This is a genomic window from Leeuwenhoekiella aequorea, from assembly GCF_004104375.1.
GTDB lineage: Bacteria > Bacteroidota > Bacteroidia > Flavobacteriales > Flavobacteriaceae > Leeuwenhoekiella > Leeuwenhoekiella aequorea.
In genome coordinates this window covers 123,097-144,900 of sequence record NZ_QOVM01000002.1, presented here as the reverse complement: position 1 = coordinate 144,900, position 21,804 = coordinate 123,097, and the positions used below count along the sequence as shown (strand labels likewise).

The following is a 21,804-nucleotide window of genomic DNA, read 5'->3' as shown; positions in this document are numbered from 1 at the left end:
CGCTATTAACTTATCCTTTTAGGTAAGTTTGTTGCATTAAACAAACAAATTAAAGATAATTCTATTCAAAAAAATTAAAGCTCAACTCAAACTATTTTATGAAAATGTTATTTAAACGAACGCTTTTTCTCTTACTCTTATTGCCAATTACAACGATTGCGCAATCGGTAATAAGTGGAACTGTAGTTGATGCCACACTTAAACAACCCGTTCCCGGTGTTAATGTTATAGTAGATGGTACAACCAATGGAACAACAACAGATTTTGATGGAAATTATACCCTTTCGGGTGTAAATCAAGGATCTAAAATTACTTTTTCTTATCTCGGCTTTAGAACGCAAACGATACCGTTTACGGGCCAGGGCACATTAAATGTCACACTCACCGAAGATGCTTCAGAATTAGACGCTGTAGTTGTTGTAGGTTATGGTACTACAACAAAGAAAGATCTTACAGGATCTGTAGCACTTATAGGGGAAGATGATTTTAATAAAGGTAACAATGTAACGGCAGAAAACTTACTTAATGGAAGGGTTGCTGGTTTAACCGTAAACACAGGAGGTTCTCCAGGATCTAATTCTGAAATTAGAATACGTGGTGGTGCTTCTTTAAATGCTTCTAACGATCCATTAATTGTAATTGATGGTTTACCGGTAAGCAATGTTGCAAATGGTACTCGCTCTATTATTTCTTCTATCAACCCTGCAGATATTGAATCTTTTTCGGTTTTAAAAGATGCTTCTGCAGCGGCAATTTATGGTAACCGTGGTGCAAATGGGGTTATTATTATTACTACTAAAAAAGGAAAGCAAGGCTTAAAAGTAAGCTTTGATAGCCAAGCAAGTGTATCACGTCTAACCGATAAAATTGATGTATTTAACGCAGCAGAATTCCGTAGTTTAGTAACAGAGCGATTTCCCGACCGTGTAGATTTATTAGGAAATGCAAATACAGACTGGCAAGATGCTATTTACCGGGATGCATTTTCTTCACAGCACAACTTATCTGTAAGTGGTGCTCTGGCAGACAATTTACCTGCAAGACTTTCTGTAGGTTATGCAGACCAGGAAGGATTACGTAAAACTTCATCGTTTGAGCGTACTACTACTTCGCTATCTTTAAATCCACGTTTTTTTGAAGGAAATTTAAAAATTGACTTCAATGCTAACTTAAACTTTGAGCGCAATCAATTTGCACCAGGTATAGAAGGTAACGCTTTACAATTTAATCCTACACAACCTATTTATGATCCCAATTCGCAATACGGAGGGTTTTATGAATATACCGGAGCAAACGGACTTATATTAGGTAATGTACCTCGCAATCCTGTGGCGCAGCTAATGCAAACCCAAGATATTGCTAGCGTTCGTCGTTATTACGGAAACTTCAAAGTAGATTATAAACTACCTTTTTATGAGCCATTACGTGCAGTTGTAAACTTGGGTCTTGACGAAAGTACTTCAGACCGTTTTTATGAAGTTGATCGCAACAGTGCTTTAGGTACTAACGCGGAAGAGGGTGAAACCTTAGGACAACGTTCTGACACCGATTTTAAATCTTCTAACCGCTTATTTGATGCATATTTAGTGCATACGAAAGCTTTTGGAGATTTTAATACAGAAGTAACAGCTGGATATTCATATCAAATATTTGAAAATGAAAATTTCACAACAAATAACGTTCGTGATCCTAACTCTGCTCCTCCAGAAAACACTATAAGTCCAGACGTTGTTTTACTTGCCTATTTTGCACGTGGTAACTTTAATTACCAAAGCAAATATTTTTTAAGTGCTTCTATTCGTCGTGACGGTACTTCACGTTTTGGTCCAGATGAGCGTTTTGGTTATTTTCCTGCAGTATCTGGTGCTTGGCAAATTTCTGATGAAGATTTCCTAAAAGATTCAGAAACTTTAAGTGCTTTAAAACTACGTTTAGGATATGGTATCACCGGTCAACAGGATATTTCTTCACAGTATGATTATTTATCTCGTTATGGATTGGGTGATTCAAGATCTCAATATCTATTTGGTGATCAGTACTATACAATAGGTCAGCCTTTCTTCAGAAATGCAGGTATTAAATGGGAAGAAATTACAGAATATAATGCGGGTATTGATTATGGCTTTTTCAACGGAAAGCTTAGTGGTTCTTTAGACTTTTTCCGTAAAGAATCTAATGATTTATTATCATCAGCTCCGGTTCCTGATGGGGTAAACTTTTCTAATCAAGGATTTCAGAACATCGGAAAATTTACAACTCAGGGTGTTGAGTTTGTAATTGATTACAATGTCGTTTCTAATGATAACTTTAATTGGAATGTAAATTACAATACAACGTACATCGACCGTGAGATAAATAAACTTGCCTTTGGACAAGATATTTTGACTCAAGGTATTTCAGGTGGTACGGGGAATACTATACAAGTTCAACGTGAAGGCTTTGCTCCTAACTCATTCTTTGTATATAGACAATTATACGATACTGCAGGAGCTCCTATAGAAGGTGCATATGTTGATGTTAATAATGACGGTATTTTAAATGATGAAGATAAATACATCGCAGGCAACGGTCGTGCAGATGTAACAATGGGTTTTCAATCTACTATGAATTATAAAGATTGGGATTTCAGCTTTAATCTACGAGCTAGTTTTGGAAATGACATCTATAACAATGTAAATTCTGGTAATGCACAATATGGTAATGTTTTTAGAACGGTATTAAACAATGTTCCTACACAGGTTCTGGAAACCAATTTTGTAAATACACCAGATGTTATACTATCAGATTATTACTTAGAAGATGCAGATTTTCTACGTATGGATAACATTACGCTAGGTTACACCTTTGATGCAGACAAAATGGGTAAAGGTACTCTAAGATTATGGGGAGGTGTTCAAAATGTATTTGTAATTACAGATTACTCGGGTCTTGACCCAGAAATAACTAACAATGGTGTAGACAATACAATTTTCCCTAGAGGACGCACTTTCTTATTCGGACTGAATTATGGATTTTAATATAAAAAATATGCTACAATTAAGAACATTCGTATTAATGCTACTCCTAGGTGGAGTATTCATTTCTTGCGAGTCAGATTTAGATGTAACACCAGAAGATGATGATGAGCTTTTAGCTGATGGCTTTTTTGAAAACGAAGGAGCTTATAAGCAAGCGCTTGCAGGTGTTTACGCAAACTTGAGTTTAACAAGTATAAATGATCCGGGAGGATCTAACATTGCTGGTCTTGATGCCGGTACAGGGCAATATATTCGTGGTTTATTTAACCTTCAAAACTTATCTACAGATGAGGTTATCTGGACGTATGAAAATGATCCTGGCCTTCGTGGCATGCAACGCAATACCTGGAGCTCCGACAATCCGCTTATATTAGGAGTTTTTGCTAGAGCTTCTTACGAAATTGCATTAGCAAATGAGTTTTTAAGACAAACCACAACGGAAGCTTTAAGCGGTAGAGGCGAAAGTGAAGAGTTAAAAGCAACTATACAAACTTATCGTGCAGAAGCACGCGTATTACGTGCTTTAGCTAATTATCACTTACTTGATATGTTTGGCAAGGCTCCTTCAGTTACCGAAAATGATGCTGTAGGTTTTGATCAGGTACCAGAACTAGTAGGTGTAGATTTATTTAATTTTATTGAGTCAGAACTACTTGCTGCATTACCAGATCTTATTGCTGCAAGACAAAATGAATACGCACGGGTAGATCAGGGAGTAGCAAATATGCTTCTTGCAAAATTATATTTAAACGCTGAGGTTTATACAGGTACTGCCCGTTATGCAGATTGTATTACTGTTTGTGAGACTTTAATAGGAAGTGGATACAGTTTAACACCTAATTATTTGTTCAACTTTATGGCAGATAACAATACGAATGGTGCTCAAAACGAAATCATTTTCCCAATATCAAATGATGGTACAAATACTCAGAATTACGGCGGTACCACCATTATTATTCAAGGTGAAGTAGGTGTTCCTGAAAATAACGGGGAGAGCCTGGGTGTAAATGCTACTGGTTTTGGTGGTCTTTTTAGAGTTCGTCCAGAATTCTCAAGATTATTTACCAGTAATCCACTTTACCGAAATGACAGCCGTAATACACTAATTACTGCAGATCGTACTGAAGAAATAAACAATGTAGGAAATACTGCAGAAGGATATATTATCACAAAATTCTCAAACAGAACTTCAACCGGAGGTTTTGGAAGTGATCGTACTTTCACAGATACAGACTATCCCCTATTTAGATATGCAGATGTTCTTCTTATGTATGCCGAGGCTACTTTAAGAGGTGGTGGTGGTTCTACTGCTCAAGCGCTGGGTTATATTAATGAATTAAGAGAACGTGCTTTTGGAAATACATCTGGAAATATTACGCAGAGCCAACTTACTCTGGATTTTATATTAGATGAGCGCTCAAGAGAATTGTATTGGGAAAGTCATCGTAGACAAGACTTAATACGCTTTGGTGTTTATTCTGGAAGTTCTTACTTATGGTCTTATAAAGGAGGACCACAAACAGGAACGGCTATTCCTCAATTCAGAGAATTGTTTCCAATACCTAATCAAAGTTTATCCTCTAATGCTAACCTAACTCAAAACGCAGGTTACTAGAAACTAAAACATACAAACTATGATATCAAAAATTAAATATGGTGCACTCTTGATTGCGCTGGTTATAATGACTGGTTGCAGTGAAGACGATGAAAAATTGACCGTGGCGGTTGAAGATGCACCCTTACTTGCAGAATTAGATATAAACCGGGTTGCTTTAGATCAAACCAATCCCGGTAATCCCGCAGTAACCATTAGTTGGAATAAGGCAAGCTATGGTTTGCCTACGTTGGTAAATTATGTTGTAGAATTTGCTACTGAAGATACCTTTACAACTCCAATTACAGCTGTAAGCACTACAAATACCGAAGCTACAATCTCAGTAAGTGCTTTAAACAATACCGCAAATGATTTAGGATTTGTTCCTTTTGAATGGCAGCAGGCATTCATCCGTATTAAATCGTCTATAGGTACTCAAGCTTCTAACGTAAGCTATTCTGAACCTATTGAAATTATGATTAATCCATACTTTTCATATCCTTTTGACGACTATTATTTAGTAGGTGCTGCAACTGCTCCAGGCTGGAACAATGATCAAAATAACCCGCTTCTATTTAGAAATGCGTTCAACGAAAATGAGTACTCCTATACAGGAAGATTTCTTGCAGATGCTTTCAAAATTTTAGCAAATCGTGGTCAGTGGGCTCCACAGTATGGTCAAGATGGCGGAACATTGGTTTTAAGAGCTACAGATGATGATCCAGATCCTCCGGTTTTTAGCTCCACTTCAGAAGGGTATCAAAAATTTACTGTAAACTTTTCTACAGGAAGTTTTACACTTACAGAGGTATCTAACGTAGGTGCTCCTTTTACATCGGTTTCTCTTGATGGCAATGAAGGAAGTTCAGCTTCATTAACGGCTTTAGATTTTGATCCGCATATCTGGTACATACGCTCTACTCCATTAGAAGCAGGTTCTGTGACATTTTTAGCAAACGGAAGTACGACATACGGAGGTTCTTCAGAGTTTTCTGGAGTTTCTGTTGTTGATGGTGTGAGTATCCCAGTACCGGTAAAAGATAATTACGAAATATGGTTTAATGATATCACGGGTGATTACGCGATGATTCCACTTAACTTTTCAAAATAAAGAATATGAACACACTATTAAAAAAGTCACTATTTAGTCTTTTCGCTTTAGCTACATTAATAGGCTGCGATAATACTGAAGATCTTATTCTTGAAGAGGGTCAAAGTTCATTTGAGATAAACAGCACTAATTTTTCAAACTTAGTTTTAAACGCTTCTTACCCCGAGAATGCAGCCTTTACAATTAGCTGGAATGAGGAGCTAGACGCTGCATCTACGTATAAGGTGGTAATGGCGACAGATGAGAGTTTTACTAACGAGATCGCTCTAGGTACCAGTGAGGATACTAATTTTACCATATCGGTAAGTAACTTAAATGCACTTTTATTAGACGCGGGAGCAGAGCCGTATAAAGCATTTCCAGTTTATGTGCGTATTAATTCTGAAAGTCAATCTACGGAAGCTCTAAGTTATACAATAACCCCTTATGCTGTAGCCGCTCCGGTAATTACTAATCCGGCTGCTGATTTTAGTATTGTTTTAGATGGGGAAACTCCTGATGCAACAGCACTTGAAATGATGTGGACCGATTTTTCTACTGAAGGTACTGCGGTTTCAGTTGTTTATAGCATAGAACTGGCAGTTGCAGAAACAAATTTTGAAGAGGTTCAGACCATTGGGCAAGTAACAGATTTGAATGCTTTCACCCTTTCCAATTCACAGCTTAATGCGCTCGCGTTGTCACTAGGCGCTGATGAAGAAAGTTCTATTGAGCTTGAAACTCGAATTAGAGCTACTATAACAAGTGATACAGGAGTAAACGAACGACTTGCTCTACCAGTTGCATTTTCTGTGACTACCTATAGCACAGCAGTAACTAATTTATTTTTAGTAGGAAGTGCGACGGCTGCAAACTGGGTAAACAACAATAATAATGCACCTATAATAAGAGATCCTAATAACAAGAATGTGTATTCATATACTGCTAAATTTAATGGTGGCGGTGATTTTGCATTTAAATTATTAGAGACGCCAGGACAATGGCAGCCACAGTGGGGTGTTACAAATAATACATTTGTAAGTAATGAAACTTTAGGTCAAGAGCCCGGTGTGTTGAGTGTTCCTACTACCGGTTATTACAAACTTGATGTAAATACAAAAACGGGTGTTTATAGCATTGCTCCATATGATGCTAGTGCTGCAACGGTTTACCCGGCTATGGGCTATATAGGTTCTTCACGTACTGGTGGAGATGATGGCTGGAGTGATCCAGATTCAAACCTTACACAATCTACTTTTGATCCTCATATCTGGTATGCAAAAAATGTGAAATTATTTAATGGTGAATTTAAATTTAGAGCAAATGATTCATGGGATGTCAACTGGGGAGCGACTACTGCAATAAGCGGTTACGGAGTTCTCAATTCTTCATCAAATATTCCTGTTACAGCAGGAACGTATGATATTTGGTTTAATGATCTAACCGCCGGATATATTTTTATTCCTGTAGAATAAAAAAAATTAAAACCATAAAGGCCGTGCTTGCACGGCCTTTTTTAATCTTAAAATTTTGAGAATGAAAACAAAACTACTCGTACTTTTTTTCCTTGCTTTACCAGTTTCCTTTTTTGCTCAAAATATCACGCTGAGTCCAGAGCCTTTTTCAGAAGATCAGAATATTACAATAACTGCCTCAAACGTTTCCTGGACTTCTGGAGTTTACTTGTGGACTTGGCATTATGATTCTTCAGGAACTCAAATTAATAATCCGGAGGCAATAGGAACAGATTTTGGGAATTCTCCAGAATCTGCACGCTTTACAAATAATGGTGATGGTACGTATTCTTACGTTCTAAAACCAACTGAATTCTATAAAAATACCGGTATTAGCCGAATAGGTTTATTGGTGAAAAATCAAAATGGTTCACAGCAAAGTACCGATCTCATTAAATCAGTAGGTGCTTTTGATGTTACATTAACTTCACCCACTACCACCAGTTCTAGTGTGACAAGTGGTTCTGATCTTAATATTGTAGCAACTTCTACTGTAACGGCTGATTTTAAATTATTTGCAAACGGAAATCTTATTAATACAGTGAACTCGACAAAAAATTATACATATACAGCAAACCCTACACTAAATACAAATTACCGTCTAGAGGTTACCCAATCAGGAACTTCAAATCTTGTGGTGCGCAGTTTTACGACTTTAGTAAAACCTGTTCCTCAAATATTACCTATGCCTGAAGGAGTGAAAGATGGTTTTAATTATGATAAGTCTAAACCAAACGAAGCTACTCTAGTATTTTATGCTCCAGGAAAAGAGTTTATTCATATAATAGGGAATTTTAATGAATCTAACTGGACCTTAGATTCAAAGTATTTAATGAACTATGATGATACAGCAGATCGTCATTGGATAACGATTGATCTTACTAATACTCCAAAAGAACATTTATTGTATCAATATGTTGTTGAGTATAACCTGCGCGTTGCAGACCCCTACTCTACACTTATTCTTGATGAGTTTAATGATAAATTTATAAAGACATCCACGTATGAAAACATACCTGCTTATCCCTCTGGTAAAACTTCAGAGGCGATATCCTATATTCAGCTAAATGAAGAGGATTACCAATGGCAGATCACAGATTTTAAACCTGCAAAACGCGAGGATTTGGTCATTTATGAGGTGTTGATTCGTGATTTTGATACCGAGCAAAATTTTCAAAGTGTCATCGATCGTTTGGATTACTTATCAGAATTGGGTATTAATGTTTTAGAGCTTATGCCTGTTCAGGAATTTGATGGTAATTCGAGTTGGGGATATAATCCATCATTTCATATGGCATTAGATAAATATTATGGAACCCGAAATGCATTCAAAGCTTTAATTGATGCAGCTCATGCAAAAGGAATCGCTGTAATTATCGATGTGGTCTACAACCATGCAAGTGGGCAAAATCCGTACTACAGAATGTATAATACAAGTAATGGTGGTACTGGCGGTCAACCCAGTGCAGATAGTCCGTTCTTTACTCAAACCGCAACTCATTCTTATAGTGTTTTTAATGATTTTAATCATTCTAAGACCGCTACAAAAAATTATGTTAAGCGTACGGCATCATACTGGATAGAGGAATTTAAAGTGGATGGATTTCGCTGGGACTTGACTAAAGGCTTTACTCAAAATTGTACCGCTGCAGACGAATCCTGTACAAATGCATATCAACAAGATCGTGTAGATGTTCTCAAAGAATATGCAGATATGCAATGGGAATTAGATTCAGATTTTATGATCATTTTTGAGCATCTGGGAACCTTATCTGAAGAAAAACAATGGGCAGATTATCGCCTTAATGAAGGAAAAGGAATAATGCTATGGAATAAACAAACCAATGCGTACAATCAATCTACTATGGGTTATGCAAGCGATTCTAATTTTGATGCTGCATCGTACAAAGTAAAGGGATTTAATAATCCTGCTGCTGTTACCTATATGGAAAGTCACGATGAAGAACGCTTAATGTATAAAAATATAGCATTCGGAAATTCAACGACTTCTTATAGTACAAAAGACTTAAATACGGCCTTAGCACGTATGGAAGCTGCGGGAGCGGTATTTTTCACGATTCCGGGACCTAAAATGATCTGGCAGTTTGGTGAATTAGGATATGACATAAGCATCTTTACTTGCGAGGATGGAAGTAATCCTGGTGATGATAGCTGTAAGTTAAGCCCCAAACCCACAGGTTGGAATTACTTGAGTACCGATGCTCGTATAAAATTACGAAACACATGGGCTGCTATGATTGCTTTAAAAAAGCAACTTCCTATTTTTGAAACAACTGATTTTACAGTAGAAACCGGAAATACAGATCTTGTAAAAAAAATACATTTATCTAATAAAAATGCAATTGAAGGTGATGTCAACTATGTCACAGTACTTGCAAATTTAAGTATGACTTCACAAGTTATTAATCCTCAATTTCAAGAAACTGGTATGTGGTACAACCTTATGAATAATGAAGAATATGAGGTAACGGCTACAACAACTCCCATACGTTTAGAAGCTGGAGAATATAGAATTTTTGGAAATACAAATACAACTTTAAGTACTAGTAGCGAAAATTTTGCAAACCAAATTGCTTTATTTCCCAATCCGGCAAGCTCCTACTTTAAATTAAGTCAAGATGTAGATGATCTTCATATTTACACAACGGATGGTGCACTTGTAAAAAGGATAGATTTTAAAAACTTAAAAAATAAACAAGTTCCAATTGATGATTTAACCTCCGGAATATATCTAGTAGAAACAATACGTGGAGAATTCAAGCAAACACTTAAATTAATTGTCAATTAAAATTTGCTTGCATAATTTATCAATGTTCTATTAATAAAGGAAAAAAAAGTTTTTGTAGAAAATTCCGATGATTCGGTATTCTAAAAAAGGTGTTTTTCCCCTTTTGAGAAACTATACATTTAAATAGATTTACAGTGTATTAATCAATGATTTATACCGTTTTTCATTTAATTAATAGGGGAATTAAATTTAAAATGTATTAATGATTTAGGGGTGAAAGGCACTTTGCGCAAGCAAGGTGTTTTTCTTTTTTGGATAAATCTGAAAATTATATACTTGTAAAAACTTAATCGATTTACTTATAAATTCTCTAAGGATATTCTCAAGTAAATTGTAAATTTACTATGTCATTAATAATTTAGGGGTGAAAGGCACTTTGCGAAAGCAAGGTGTTTTTCTGTTTTAAATAACTATTTATCAGCTCGTTAACGGCTTTTTATATTATTTACAGTTCGCAGTTTTTACCTAATATAATGCTGAAATGAAATGACGTTTCTGAAGAATTATTCCCTTAATTATCTAAAGTATTTTGATTCCTTTTTTTGAATTCAAGATTAAACCGATCTCTTCTCATCAAAAGTCTTTTTCTAAAAACAAGAAATAAAATATAGCCTAACCAACTAAAGATACCAACGAGAAACACCCAAAGAATTAATTCTTTGGGTGTCTTAAATTTTTTATAGCGGAGTTCTAAAAGAACCAAAATTATAAATACAATTCTAAGATAGATCAAATCCTATTGTTTTTGTTTTTCCGTAGTTATATAGGTATTTACTCGTTCTTCTAAAAGCGAAAGAGGTAATGCTCCCTGTCCTAATAGTACTTCGTGAAATGCTCTAATATCAAACTTATCGTTTAATTCTGATTGAGCTTTTGAACGCAAATTGAGAATTTTATTCATCCCTACTTTATAAGCCGTGGCCTGTCCTGGCATTACGATATGGCGTTCTACCATTTTGATACAGTCACTTTCTGCATTAGGAGTATTTTCTTTATAATAAGCTACACCTTCTTCACGCGTCCATTTTTTATGGTGTATACCCGTATCGACTACCAGTCTGCATGCTCTCCATAATTCCATGGCAAGCCTTCCAAAATCTGAATACGCGTCTTTATACATATTCATTTCCTTAGGTAAATATTCACAATACAAACCCCAGCCTTCTATATAGGCTGTATAGCCACCAAATTTTCTAAATTTTGGTAAGCTATCTAGCTCCTGAGCGATGGCTAACTGCATATGATGACCGGGAATTCCCTCGTGATAAGCAAGAGCTTGCATTTGATACTTTGGCATAGCCTTGATATCATATAAATTTGCATAGTAAACTCCCGGTCTTGAACCATCGGGTGCCGGAGAATTATAAAAAGCTTTACCAGCACTTTTTTCTCTAAATGATTCTACCTGCTTAACTTCTATTGCTGCTTTTGGTTTTGTAATAAACAATTGATCAAGGCGACCACGCATATCATCAATAATTGACTTTGCTTTATTCATATACGCTGCTCTTCCTTCATTTGAGTCTTCGTAGTAAAACTTGCTATCATTGCGCATAAATTCAAAGAAATCCTGTAAACTTCCTTCAAATTTTACCTGCTTCATAATTTCTTTCATTTCACCTTGAATACGTGCTACTTCACTCAGTCCCAACTCGTGAATTTCTTCCGCAGTCATAGAGGTTGTAGTTGTTCTCTTTAAAGCAATACCATAAAAAACATCACCTCTAGGAAATTTCCATACGCCATCATCTGTGGTTGCTCTTATTTTCTGATTCTCTACGAAGTCGATTAGCTCATTATACGCGGGTTGTAAGCTATCGATAAGTGCATTTGTCGCTTCAAGCATTAATCTATCTTTACTTGCACTATCAAGCTTCAACTTGTCAATTTTAGACTCAAAATCGGCTAAAATTGGCATTTGTTCCTGAGACTTTTCAAATGGTCTACCCTTTAAAATATTTCTACTATCATCAAGTACACGATCTAATACAAATTTTGGAGCAATTATTTGATTTGACTCCCGTATTCCTAACTGATTGCGCAACTCAGTAAACAATGGCTTAACCCCTTTAATCCGAGAAATATAGGCCTCTGCATCTGCAATACTATCTATTCTATGTTTATTGATAAGAAATGCGGGAACGCTCGAGTGTAAACCGTACATCTGATTTACAGGATAATTATAAAAACGATATTCATAATCTTCAATATCGTTTTTCATATTTAATACATACAGCTTATAACTCACAGCTGTAACAGAATCTAATGCATTTACATTAACTTCATTTTCAAGATATGAAAGGCGCTCCTTGGCATTGTTGAGATTAGTAAGCATCATTTCTGAAGAGATATCATCCCATTTTCCGTAGTTGGTCTTGTATCCTAAATTGGTTTGACCCTGTGGAGATAATGCTAAATCTTCTTGAAACTGTTTTTCAAACCAGGCATTTAAGGCACTACTTTGCTTATTAATTTCTTCTTGAGTTACTGTTTCTGAAGATTCTTTTTTACAAGATCCTAAAACAAGGAAAACACTTAATATAAAGAGATTAAATTGAACTCTCATACGTTTAATTTATAATACTGAATTGAATTTCTGAATCCCCAAATACGCTATGTGATTCTTTAGTAAAATCTTCAACCTTTGCTTTATAAATATTAGGTACAAAGGTTTGTGGATTACGATCGATTAATGGGAACCACGTACTCTGAATTTGAATCTGAATTTTATGACCTTTTAAAAAGGTATGGTTAACCCCTTGAAGTGTCATATTTACCGGAGTTTTAGTATTGGATTCAAAAGGTTTTGGATCACTAAAACTATCTCGAAAACGACCACGCATAACCTCACTACGCACCATCATATGATAGTTACCCATTTTTAAATAATCTTGAGTCTCGGGGAAATCTGCTGCATCTGGAGGGTATACATCTACTAGCTTTACAACCCAATCTGCATCTGTTCCTGTCGTAGCAACTTGTAATTTTGCCAGTATCTCACCACTCAAAGTCATATCTTCAGTTAGAACCGGTGTCTCATAAACTAAGACATCTGGTCTGCGCGCCGCAAAGCGCTGATCATCGGTCATATATTTACGAGGTGTAAAAACCATCTTAATATCTTCTGAATATGGTACCGGCTTTTGAGGATCACTTACAAATGTATTTTCAAAATCTGGATCTGCATTTTCAGATAGCAACTGACCTGCACCTAAATAAAAGCTCTTCTTCACAGCTTCTTTAGCCGGCCAATTAGAATAGCTATTCCATTCTCTTGCTCCACTATCATACATAGAGGCTTCCGGTAAATTAATAGTTCCTTTACCATCATTTTTTAGGAAGTGATTAAAAAATACGGTCTCATAGTTTTTTTGGAAATCTCTTGATAGGTTATCTCCAAAATATACATTACCTATGGCCTGACGTTCACTTTGTCTTGCCCAGTCTCCGTGACTCCAAGGACCGAAAACCATAATATTATAATTATCACTATTGGCCTCAATATTCTTATAGGTATTAAACGGCCCATATAAATCTTCAGCATCAAAAAGACCGCCTACTACCATTACTGCTGGCTTAATATTTTTTAAATGTTGAAGAATTCCGCGGCTTTTCCAGAACTCATCATAATTGGGATGCTCTTTAAACTGCTCCCAGAATATATTATCTTTTTTATAGAAGGTATCTAAATTTGTTAAGGGACCTTGATCTAAGAAAAATTGATATTGATCTTCAGATGGTAAATCAGGAAACTTATACCAGGCTTCTGTGGTAGGCTCGGTCTTCATATAGCCGAATAACGAAATGGCTCTCCAGTAGCTTTCTAAAAAAGCACCATTATGATGAAAATCGTCAAAGAAAAAATCTGAAATACAAGCCTGTGGAGAGACTGCTTTTAACGCAGGGTGTTCACTCAGTAGTGAATAAGTCGCATAAAAACCGGGATAAGAAATTCCCCAGGTTCCTACATTACCATTGGTATTATCTACATTCTTAACTAACCAATCAATAGTATCGTATGTATCACTAGCTTCATCTACCTGTTTTTTCTTTTTATTAGGAATGTATGCTCGCATATTATCATAAACACCCTCACTATTCCAACGGCCACGCACATCTTGATGAACAAAAATATTGCCTTCTTCTACTAAATATTGGTTAGGTCCTATTCTTCCTTTAAAATTTTCTTCTCCATATGGAGCACAGCTATACGGAGTACGCATCATTAAGATGGGATACTCCTGTGATTTATCTTTTGGACTGTAAATCGTTGTGTGCAGAAGAATACCGTCACGCATCTTAATTTTGACCTCCTTTTTGTCATAATGCTCTTTTACATAGGCTTCGGTTTGAGCTTGTAATCCTGCAAAAAGGAACATGAATAATGCAACCAGTGCAATTTTAAAGTTTTTCATTCAGTTGTATGTATAAGTTAATTCAAATTTTTGGATCACTAAATTTAGTGAAGTTTATCTTGTATAAGCTGAAATACCTTCTTTTAGCCAGGCTTCAAACTCTGATACATCTGGTGTATAACCAATAGGGGTATTTAAAACATCCCCCTGCGTGTTCAATAAAACATAATAAGGTTGTGCATTAATTTGATATTCTGTAATCTGAAAATCGCTCCATTTATTACCTACAGTTTTCACGCGTTTTCCGGTTGTTTGACTTACATATTGCTCATCTTTAGGCAAATCTTCTTTTAAATCAACAAACAATGATATTAAAACTACATCATTCTGAAGTTTTCCAAGAATTTGTGGTTCACCCCAAACGCGCTCCTCCATCTTTCTGCAATTAACGCAGGCTTTACCGGTAAAATCTAATAATACGGGTTTATTTTCAGCCTTTGCATAAGCCATTCCTGCATCATAATCTGTAAAGGTTATTAATTGATAAGGACCCAGTTCTGAATCTTCTGGTAATTCTCCCAACTCATTTTGACCACCTTTCATATATCCCACACCGTATGGTGATTCGCTATAATTCATAGGCGGCGGAAATCCACTAATTAATTTAAGCGGTGCTCCCCAGAGACCTGGTATAAGATATATAGTAAAGGCTAATACAGTTAATCCTAGCAGTACTCTACCTGAAGATATATGCGCTAATGGCGAATCGTGAGATAGTCTGATTTTTCCAAAAAGATACAGGGTTAGTCCGCTAAAAATTGCAATCCAAATAGCGAGAAAAACTTCGCGTTCTAGCAGATGAGCTTGTAAAACTAAATCGGCGTTTGACAAGAACTTAAATGCCAATGCTAGTTCTAGAAAACCTAGCACCACTTTCACAGAATTTAACCACCCACCAGATTTAGGTAAAGAGTTCATTAATCCTGGGAATAATGCGAATAAAGCAAAGGGTATAGCGATAGCTAATGAAAAACCAAGCATTCCTAATATAGGAGCTAATCCTCCCTCTGAAGCCGCCTGTACTAGTAATGTACCAACGATGGGCCCGGTGCAGCTAAATGAAACTATGGCAAGAGCCAATGCCATAAAAAATATGCCTATAACTCCTCCTCTATCAGCTTTACGATCTACCGCATTTGCCCACGAATTAGGCAACATAATTTCAAAAGCTCCAAAAAACGAAATAGCAAAAATGACTAATAGAACGAAGAAAACTATGTTGAACCAAACATTTGTTGATAATGCATTCAACGCATCTGCACCAAATATCGCAGTAACCAATGTTCCTAAAAGAACATAAATAACGACGATAAACAATCCGTACAATAAGGCGTTACGTCTTCCTACCGCAGCGTTTTTACTTTGCTTCGTAAAAAAACTAACCGTCATAGGAATCATTGGGAAAACACACGGAGTTAAAAGTGCTAAAAATCCGGAAGCAAATGCAAGCAAAAATATAGTCAATAAATCCTGTTTTTCTTCATCTTCAAAATCTTCTATTGCCGTTTGCGACTGTTTTGGATTTTCAAGCTCTGTAGAAAAATTTTCGAACTCATTGTAATCCTTAATAACTTCTCCTTCTAAAGTCTGAAGATTAAAGACAAAGTACTTCTCTTCATTAATGCAAACTTCCTTACATACTTGATACTTAAGTATCAGTTTTACAAAATTGACGTTTGAGTCAGTCACGCTAATGGTCTGAGAAAGTTTGGCTTTATCTTTAAAAAAAGTCTCATCTACTTTAAACACCTCGCTATAAGCTGTAAATGTTTCTCCTTCTTCTGTAGGACCTTCTAGTGTATATGAAGATTCACTACCTAAAAATTCAAGCTCCAATGGTAAAGAGCCATTTGTATCTGTAAATTGTGAATAAACGTGCCAATCTGTATCTATAACACCGTCAATTATAAGTTCAAATCTAGAACTGTCAAGCTTATTTACGCTCGCCTCCCATTCTACAGGATTTTGTATTTTTTCTAAATCTGTGAATATCTGTGCATTTCCTGTAAGTGTAAAAAAGAACATTACAAGAAGGAAACCATATTTAATCATAAATAACCGTGAATTTTACAAGTTTAGTCGTGCCCGACTTTATTTTATAACGATTGTCTGTACGCTCACCTACAATCCATATTATATATTCTCCAGAACAAAGTAACCAGGCGCTTTCTTTATCTAAAGTCGAAAATTTATTGTCTTTAAAATATTTGCTTATTTTTTTCTTTCCGTGCATTCCATAAGGGTAAAAGATGTCACCTTCCTTCCATTTGCGCACTGTAAGTGGAAATTCTAACTGGTCGCTATCAAAAAAAGCAACGTTATTATCTTTTATATCTAATTGAGATGCTTCATCAATTATTAAAGTGAGCCCGGGAATATTAATCAAAGAATCTTTGCGCGTTACCTTAAAGTCTTCTTGAACCTCTACTTTATGTTCTGTTAACAACAGTACATCCCTATCTCTTATTAAACGATGCTTTCCTGCTATTACTTTTTTACCAGATTGTGCCGCAAGCAAATCGTAAATAGTGTCCCAATCTGTAAACTCAAAACCTTTTAATAATTGATATAATACCAATTTAGTATTCGGCACTTCTAATAATTGAGGAATATTAAGTTCATAACCCTTAAAGGATTGCGTGACAATTTTTGAAAATAAAAAAGCTGTATAATCTTCTAATAACGTAGCAGATTCATGTAAATAGGTTTGCGTTTTTTTAAATTGTGTCAGAAAATCAGGCGATGCTTCATTTAAAGCAGGAATTGCGTGATGCCGCAAATGATTTCGTAGGTAATTATCGGTAGAATTACTACTGTCTTCACGCCAGTTAATCGCGTGTTGCTCTGCATAAGCCGCTATTTGATCTCGGCTATACGGTAATAATGGACGCAATATAAAATCGCTGTTCTCGGTCATTCCTGTGAGTCCCTCAATACCGCTTGCTCTACTTATATTAATTAAAAATGTTTCCAGATCATCTTGTGCGTGATGCGCGGTAATGGTATGGCTTAAGTTGTGCTCAGCACATAGCTCCATAAACCAGGCATATCGTAATTCGCGGGCTGCCATTTGGGTAGAAACTTTATTCTCTAAGGCAAACGCTTTAGTATTAAACTTTTGAATATAAATAGGTACGTTTAATGCTCGTGCAAGCTCCTCTACAAATTTTGCATCCTGATCGCTTTCCTTTCCGCGTAGCGAAAAATTGCAATGCGCAATTGCAAAATCAACATCGGCTTTTTTGAGCAGATGTAAAAGTACAACGCTGTCGATCCCTCCACTAACGGCAAGAAGAACTCTGCTTTTAAAGAGAATAGGAAAGTTATTAGAAATGTGATTTAAGAAGGCATCAAACATAGTTTTCAAATATACAATTTTAGGATTCAGATACTTTTAAAAGTGCAAAGTTGTGATGTACTTTCTTAGACAAACTACCTATTTGATTCCCAATTTCAATTATACTTTAAATTCTCACCATTCAAATTAAGTTAAGATAGATTTAAGCTAAACAATAGTTGTACATTTAATAGTTAGGTTTGTAACCTGTGTTACTTGAAGATTTGTTGAACCTATATACATTTACGCCTTAAAATTAATAATTTGAAAAGGTATTTTCCCATTTTAAGTTGGTTACCCGCCTATAAAAAAGCCTATTTATCTGGTGATATTTTTGCTGGAATCACAGTAGGTGTAATGCTCATTCCTCAAGGTATGGCCTATGCAATGATTGCGGGTCTGCCACCAGTTTTTGGACTTTACGCAGCATTAGTTCCACAGGTCATTTATGCACTTACAGGAACGAGTAGGCAGCTTGCCATAGGTCCTGTTGCAATGGATTCTTTGTTAATTGCATCGGGTTTAGGCGCTTTATCGATTTCTGGCATTGATGAGTATATATCGATGGCCATATTTTTATCGCTATTTATTGGTACCATACAGCTAGCAATGGGCTTTCTCAAAATGGGTTTTTTAGTAAATTTTTTATCTAAACCCGTAATAAATGGATTCACATCTGCCGCTGCATTGATAATAGGAATAAGTCAGCTGAAGCATTTATTAGGTATAGAAATTACCAGTAATAAGACGCTTCATATTTTACAACAAACATTTTTGCAGCTCGATCAGATTAATCCTCTTGCTGTAATTGTAGGTCTCTCGGGAATAGCTCTAATGCTAATCATAAAAAGGCTTAATAGTCAAATTCCGACAGCAATTGTGGTTGTTATTCTGGGTATTGCTCTAGCCTATTTTACACCTATTGCAGATTACGGACTCCAACTAGTAGGTAAAATACCAGATGGTCTTCCCGCATTTAAAATACCAGAAGTTCCCTGGTCAAATTTGGGAGACTTATTTACAATTGCTCTGGCAATGGCATTAATTGCTTTTATGGAGGTTATATCTATAGGCAAAGCGCTTGATGAGAAAGTAAATGCAAATACGATTATTCCCAATCAAGAACTTATAGCGTTGGGAACAAGCAATATTATGGGATCGCTATTTCAAAGTTATCCTACAACTGCCGGTTTTAGCCGTACCGCAGTAAATTTTCAAGCTGGTGCTAAAACGGGTGTTGCCGCTTTTATGAGTGCTGCTCTTGTAGCGCTTACCTTACTTTTCTTGACCCCTTTATTTTATTATTTACCCAATGCGATTCTGGCTTCTATTATAATGTTGGCAATCACAAGTTTGATAGATTTTAAATACCCGCAAGAATTATATAAATACCAGAAAGATGAGTTTGTTCTTCTTATGGCTACCTTTTTTATCACCCTGTTAGTAGGAATTCAAGAAGGTATAATATTAGGAGTTTTATTTTCTTTACTTTTAATGGTTTACAGGACATCAAAGCCGCATATGGCCGTGTTAGGTCAAATTAAAGGAACTACCTATTTTAAAAATATTACGCGCTTTGCACCTGATATTATAGACCGAAAAGATATTTTAGTTTTACGATTTGATGCGCAGTTGTTCTTTGGAAATAAAGATTACTTCTACAAGCAATTAAAACGACACAAAATTGCGAAAGGACCCGATCTGAAGGTAATTATCATAAATGCAGAAGCCATAAATTATATAGATAGTAGTGCTACTTATATCATTAAACACCTTATCCTTGAATTGAAAGATCAAGAAATACAATTAATGATAGCCGGCGCCACAGGACCTACACGGGACATTTTGTTTAAAACCGGTGTTGTAGATCTTCTGGGTCGTGAAAATCTCTTTGTACGTGTGGTAGAAGCTGTAGAGTATATAGATGGGAAACATTCTCGTACTGAGATTGAAAATCGAATTTCACATCAAAATTATTAGTTTAATTAAATCGAATACTCCCCCTTAGCATCATATAGCGGTGTGGTCTGTTGCCTTCAATTTTACCATCGGAATAGTTCCAATTTATACCAAAAGAATATCGGTTTATTGTATAAAACAGCCCAAGAGAGGCATTTAAATAAAATGACTCTATCAAGTCTTCAGCAACTAAAATATCGCCATTAGCATCTTCTTCCTGTAAAGTAGCATTATAAAAAGACAATCGCGGTGAAAGAGAACCTTCAAAATAGAGTTCTTTACGCATACTGCTTAGCAACACATTTCCTTGAGAGTTTGTCCTGGAAAGTTTATCAAATAAACCCAAGCGTAGGTTTAGTGAAGGTTCTATATACGCAAAAACAGTTCCTCCGGAAGCTGCGGCTTTTGCATAAATATTAAACCAATCTTTTGTAAATATATTTCTAGCGTAAGTAGCTCTTAAATTTATTCCTAATTTATTTGGAATTTGATCCTCCCATTGCGTTACCAATTTATCTCCGGAAATATACTGATGAATAAAATTTTGTATTTCCCCGGCTTGCACTGCAGGACCTAAAATACCTAGTTCTAATCCTAATTTAAGGAACGAATTTTCAAAAGTATATGTGCTTTCAAAATCAACATATCCCCATCCCGCAAAAGGTTGGCGTATATTAACGTGTTGTTTTTTTGTTGAGTAATCTGGTGTATAAGCTTCCACGTGCAAACCAGATCTAAACATTACAAATTCTTTATTTTTAAATAAACTGCCTGTAAAAGAATTTTGCTTCGGTAACCAATTGAAATTAAGATGTATTCCGTAGGTATAGTGCCAATCTGTAGGGCTCCCTATTAGGGTAATATCATTATCGTGACCTAATGTAAACTGATACTTATATTTAGTTTCCTGTGCCGTGCTAGCTACACTCATAACCAGCAAATAACCCAGTAAAAAACGATGAAATAAACTCACGATAATAGCCTGAAAATATACCAGAAAGACAAATATAGTTCTATTAAAGTGCCTCAATGTGAACAAATTTTAAAATTTCTAGAATCCGTATATTTTCAACTGCATCATTACTTTATCTTTGGTTAACTAATAAAATTAATGTCGTACACCCTACTCTCATCCCCTTTGCAGGGATTTACAGACTTTAGATTCCGTAATGCGTTCAATCATTTTTTTGGTGGTATTGATACCTTTTATTCTCCGTACATACGATTAAACGGAAAATTAAAAATTAAGCAGTCGTATCAAAATGACTTAATGCTTGAAAATAATACGACGCTAGAAGTTATTCCTCAAATCATAACTAATGATCCTGATGAATTTATTTTTGTAGCAAAATATGTTCGGGAGTTAGGTTATAAAGAGTTAAACTGGAATTTAGGCTGCCCGTATCCTATGGTTACAAAATCTGGAATGGGTTCGGGGTTAATTTGTAATCCGTCTAGAATAGATGAAGTATTACATAGAGCGCATAACGAAACAGATATCTTAGTTTCTATGAAAATGCGAATGGGCTATGAGAACGCTCAGGAAATATTAGAAGCGTTTCCTATTCTTGATAAATATCCACTCAAAAATATTGCTATTCACGCCCGTATAGGAAAACAACTTTATAAAGGGCCGGTCGATTTAGATGCTTTTGAAAAATGTATTGATAGCACTAAGCATAAATTATATTATAATGGCGATATAACTTCGGTAGAATCCTTCAATGCTATCAAAGAGCGTTTTCCTAAAATTGATCATTTTATGATAGGTCGCGGACTCATTGCTGATCCTTTTTTACCTCAAATGATAAAAAATAATAGTAGCATCTATCCGAAAGATCGCTGGTCTATATTTTCAGAATTTCATGACACGATCTACAAAGACTATGACGAGTATTTGTCTGGTCCAACACCCATAAAGATGAAAATGCTAGGCTTTTGGGAATTTTTCTCTCAGTCTACATCTAATCCGCAGAAAACGTACAAAGCTATCAAAAAAGCGTCTAACCCTATAAAATATAAGCAGGCTGTTGCACAAATTATAAATGCAGAAATGCGCAAGTAAAATT

12 protein-coding genes are annotated in these 21,804 nt (G+C 35.7%); 7 read left to right on the top strand and 5 right to left on the bottom strand.

Going from position 1 to position 21,804, the window contains the following annotated elements:
* The first annotated feature begins 98 nt into the window (after nt 1-98).
* From DSM00_RS04625 to DSM00_RS04605, 5 genes are all read left to right on the top strand, one after another.
* Nucleotides 99-3,017 (top strand): SusC/RagA family TonB-linked outer membrane protein, encoded by a 2,919-nt coding sequence (locus DSM00_RS04625; protein ID WP_128756864.1) that lies wholly within the window; start codon nt 99-101, stop codon nt 3,015-3,017.
* A 10-nt stretch (nt 3,018-3,027) separates the two neighbouring features.
* Nucleotides 3,028-4,632 (top strand): RagB/SusD family nutrient uptake outer membrane protein, encoded by a 1,605-nt coding sequence (locus tag DSM00_RS04620; protein WP_128756863.1) that lies wholly within the window; start codon nt 3,028-3,030, stop codon nt 4,630-4,632.
* Nucleotides 4,633-4,651: 19 nt separating this feature from the next.
* Complete coding sequence (locus DSM00_RS04615; RefSeq protein ID WP_128756862.1) at nt 4,652-5,722, top strand: SusE domain-containing protein; 1,071 nt, start codon at nt 4,652-4,654, stop codon at nt 5,720-5,722.
* Nucleotides 5,723-5,727: 5 nt separating this feature from the next.
* Complete coding sequence (locus DSM00_RS04610; protein WP_128756861.1) at nt 5,728-7,176, top strand: SusE domain-containing protein; 1,449 nt, start codon at nt 5,728-5,730, stop codon at nt 7,174-7,176.
* Nucleotides 7,177-7,237: 61 nt separating this feature from the next.
* Complete coding sequence (locus tag DSM00_RS04605; RefSeq protein ID WP_128756860.1) at nt 7,238-10,024, top strand: alpha-amylase family glycosyl hydrolase; 2,787 nt, start codon at nt 7,238-7,240, stop codon at nt 10,022-10,024.
* 736 nt (nt 10,025-10,760) lie between these two features.
* On the opposite strand, the gene DSM00_RS04600 is transcribed toward DSM00_RS04605, so the two are convergent.
* The 4 genes from DSM00_RS04600 to tilS are packed head-to-tail and all read right to left on the bottom strand — an operon-like array spanning nt 10,761 to nt 17,797.
* Entirely contained in the window at nt 10,761-12,590 is a 1,830-nt protein-coding gene (locus DSM00_RS04600; RefSeq protein WP_128756859.1) for a DUF885 domain-containing protein, read from the bottom strand.
* Between the two features lie 4 nt (nt 12,591-12,594).
* Entirely contained in the window at nt 12,595-14,439 is a 1,845-nt protein-coding gene (locus DSM00_RS04595) for a CocE/NonD family hydrolase (RefSeq protein WP_128756858.1), read from the bottom strand.
* Between the two features lie 54 nt (nt 14,440-14,493).
* Complete coding sequence (locus DSM00_RS04590; protein WP_128756857.1) at nt 14,494-16,491, bottom strand: protein-disulfide reductase DsbD family protein; 1,998 nt, start codon at nt 16,489-16,491, stop codon at nt 14,494-14,496.
* Nucleotides 16,484-17,797 carry a tRNA lysidine(34) synthetase TilS gene (tilS, locus tag DSM00_RS04585; protein WP_128757382.1) on the bottom strand — a complete coding sequence of 438 codons (1,314 nt, stop codon included), beginning with the start codon at nt 17,795-17,797 and terminating at the stop codon, nt 16,484-16,486. Before tilS ends, DSM00_RS04590 begins: the two co-directional genes overlap by 8 nt.
* Before the next feature lie 243 nt (nt 17,798-18,040).
* Here tilS and DSM00_RS04580 point away from each other — a divergent pair, with 243 nt between their 5' ends.
* Nucleotides 18,041-19,756 (top strand): SulP family inorganic anion transporter, encoded by a 1,716-nt coding sequence (locus tag DSM00_RS04580; protein WP_128756856.1) that lies wholly within the window; start codon nt 18,041-18,043, stop codon nt 19,754-19,756.
* A 1-nt stretch (nt 19,757) separates the two neighbouring features.
* On the opposite strand, the gene DSM00_RS04575 is transcribed toward DSM00_RS04580, so the two are convergent.
* Complete coding sequence (locus tag DSM00_RS04575) at nt 19,758-20,708, bottom strand: lipid A-modifier LpxR family protein (RefSeq protein WP_394365797.1); 951 nt, start codon at nt 20,706-20,708, stop codon at nt 19,758-19,760.
* 138 nt (nt 20,709-20,846) lie between these two features.
* Here DSM00_RS04575 and DSM00_RS04570 point away from each other — a divergent pair, with 138 nt between their 5' ends.
* Nucleotides 20,847-21,800 carry a tRNA dihydrouridine synthase gene (locus tag DSM00_RS04570; RefSeq protein ID WP_128756854.1) on the top strand — a complete coding sequence of 318 codons (954 nt, stop codon included), beginning with the start codon at nt 20,847-20,849 and terminating at the stop codon, nt 21,798-21,800.
* Nucleotides 21,801-21,804 lie beyond the last annotated feature (4 nt).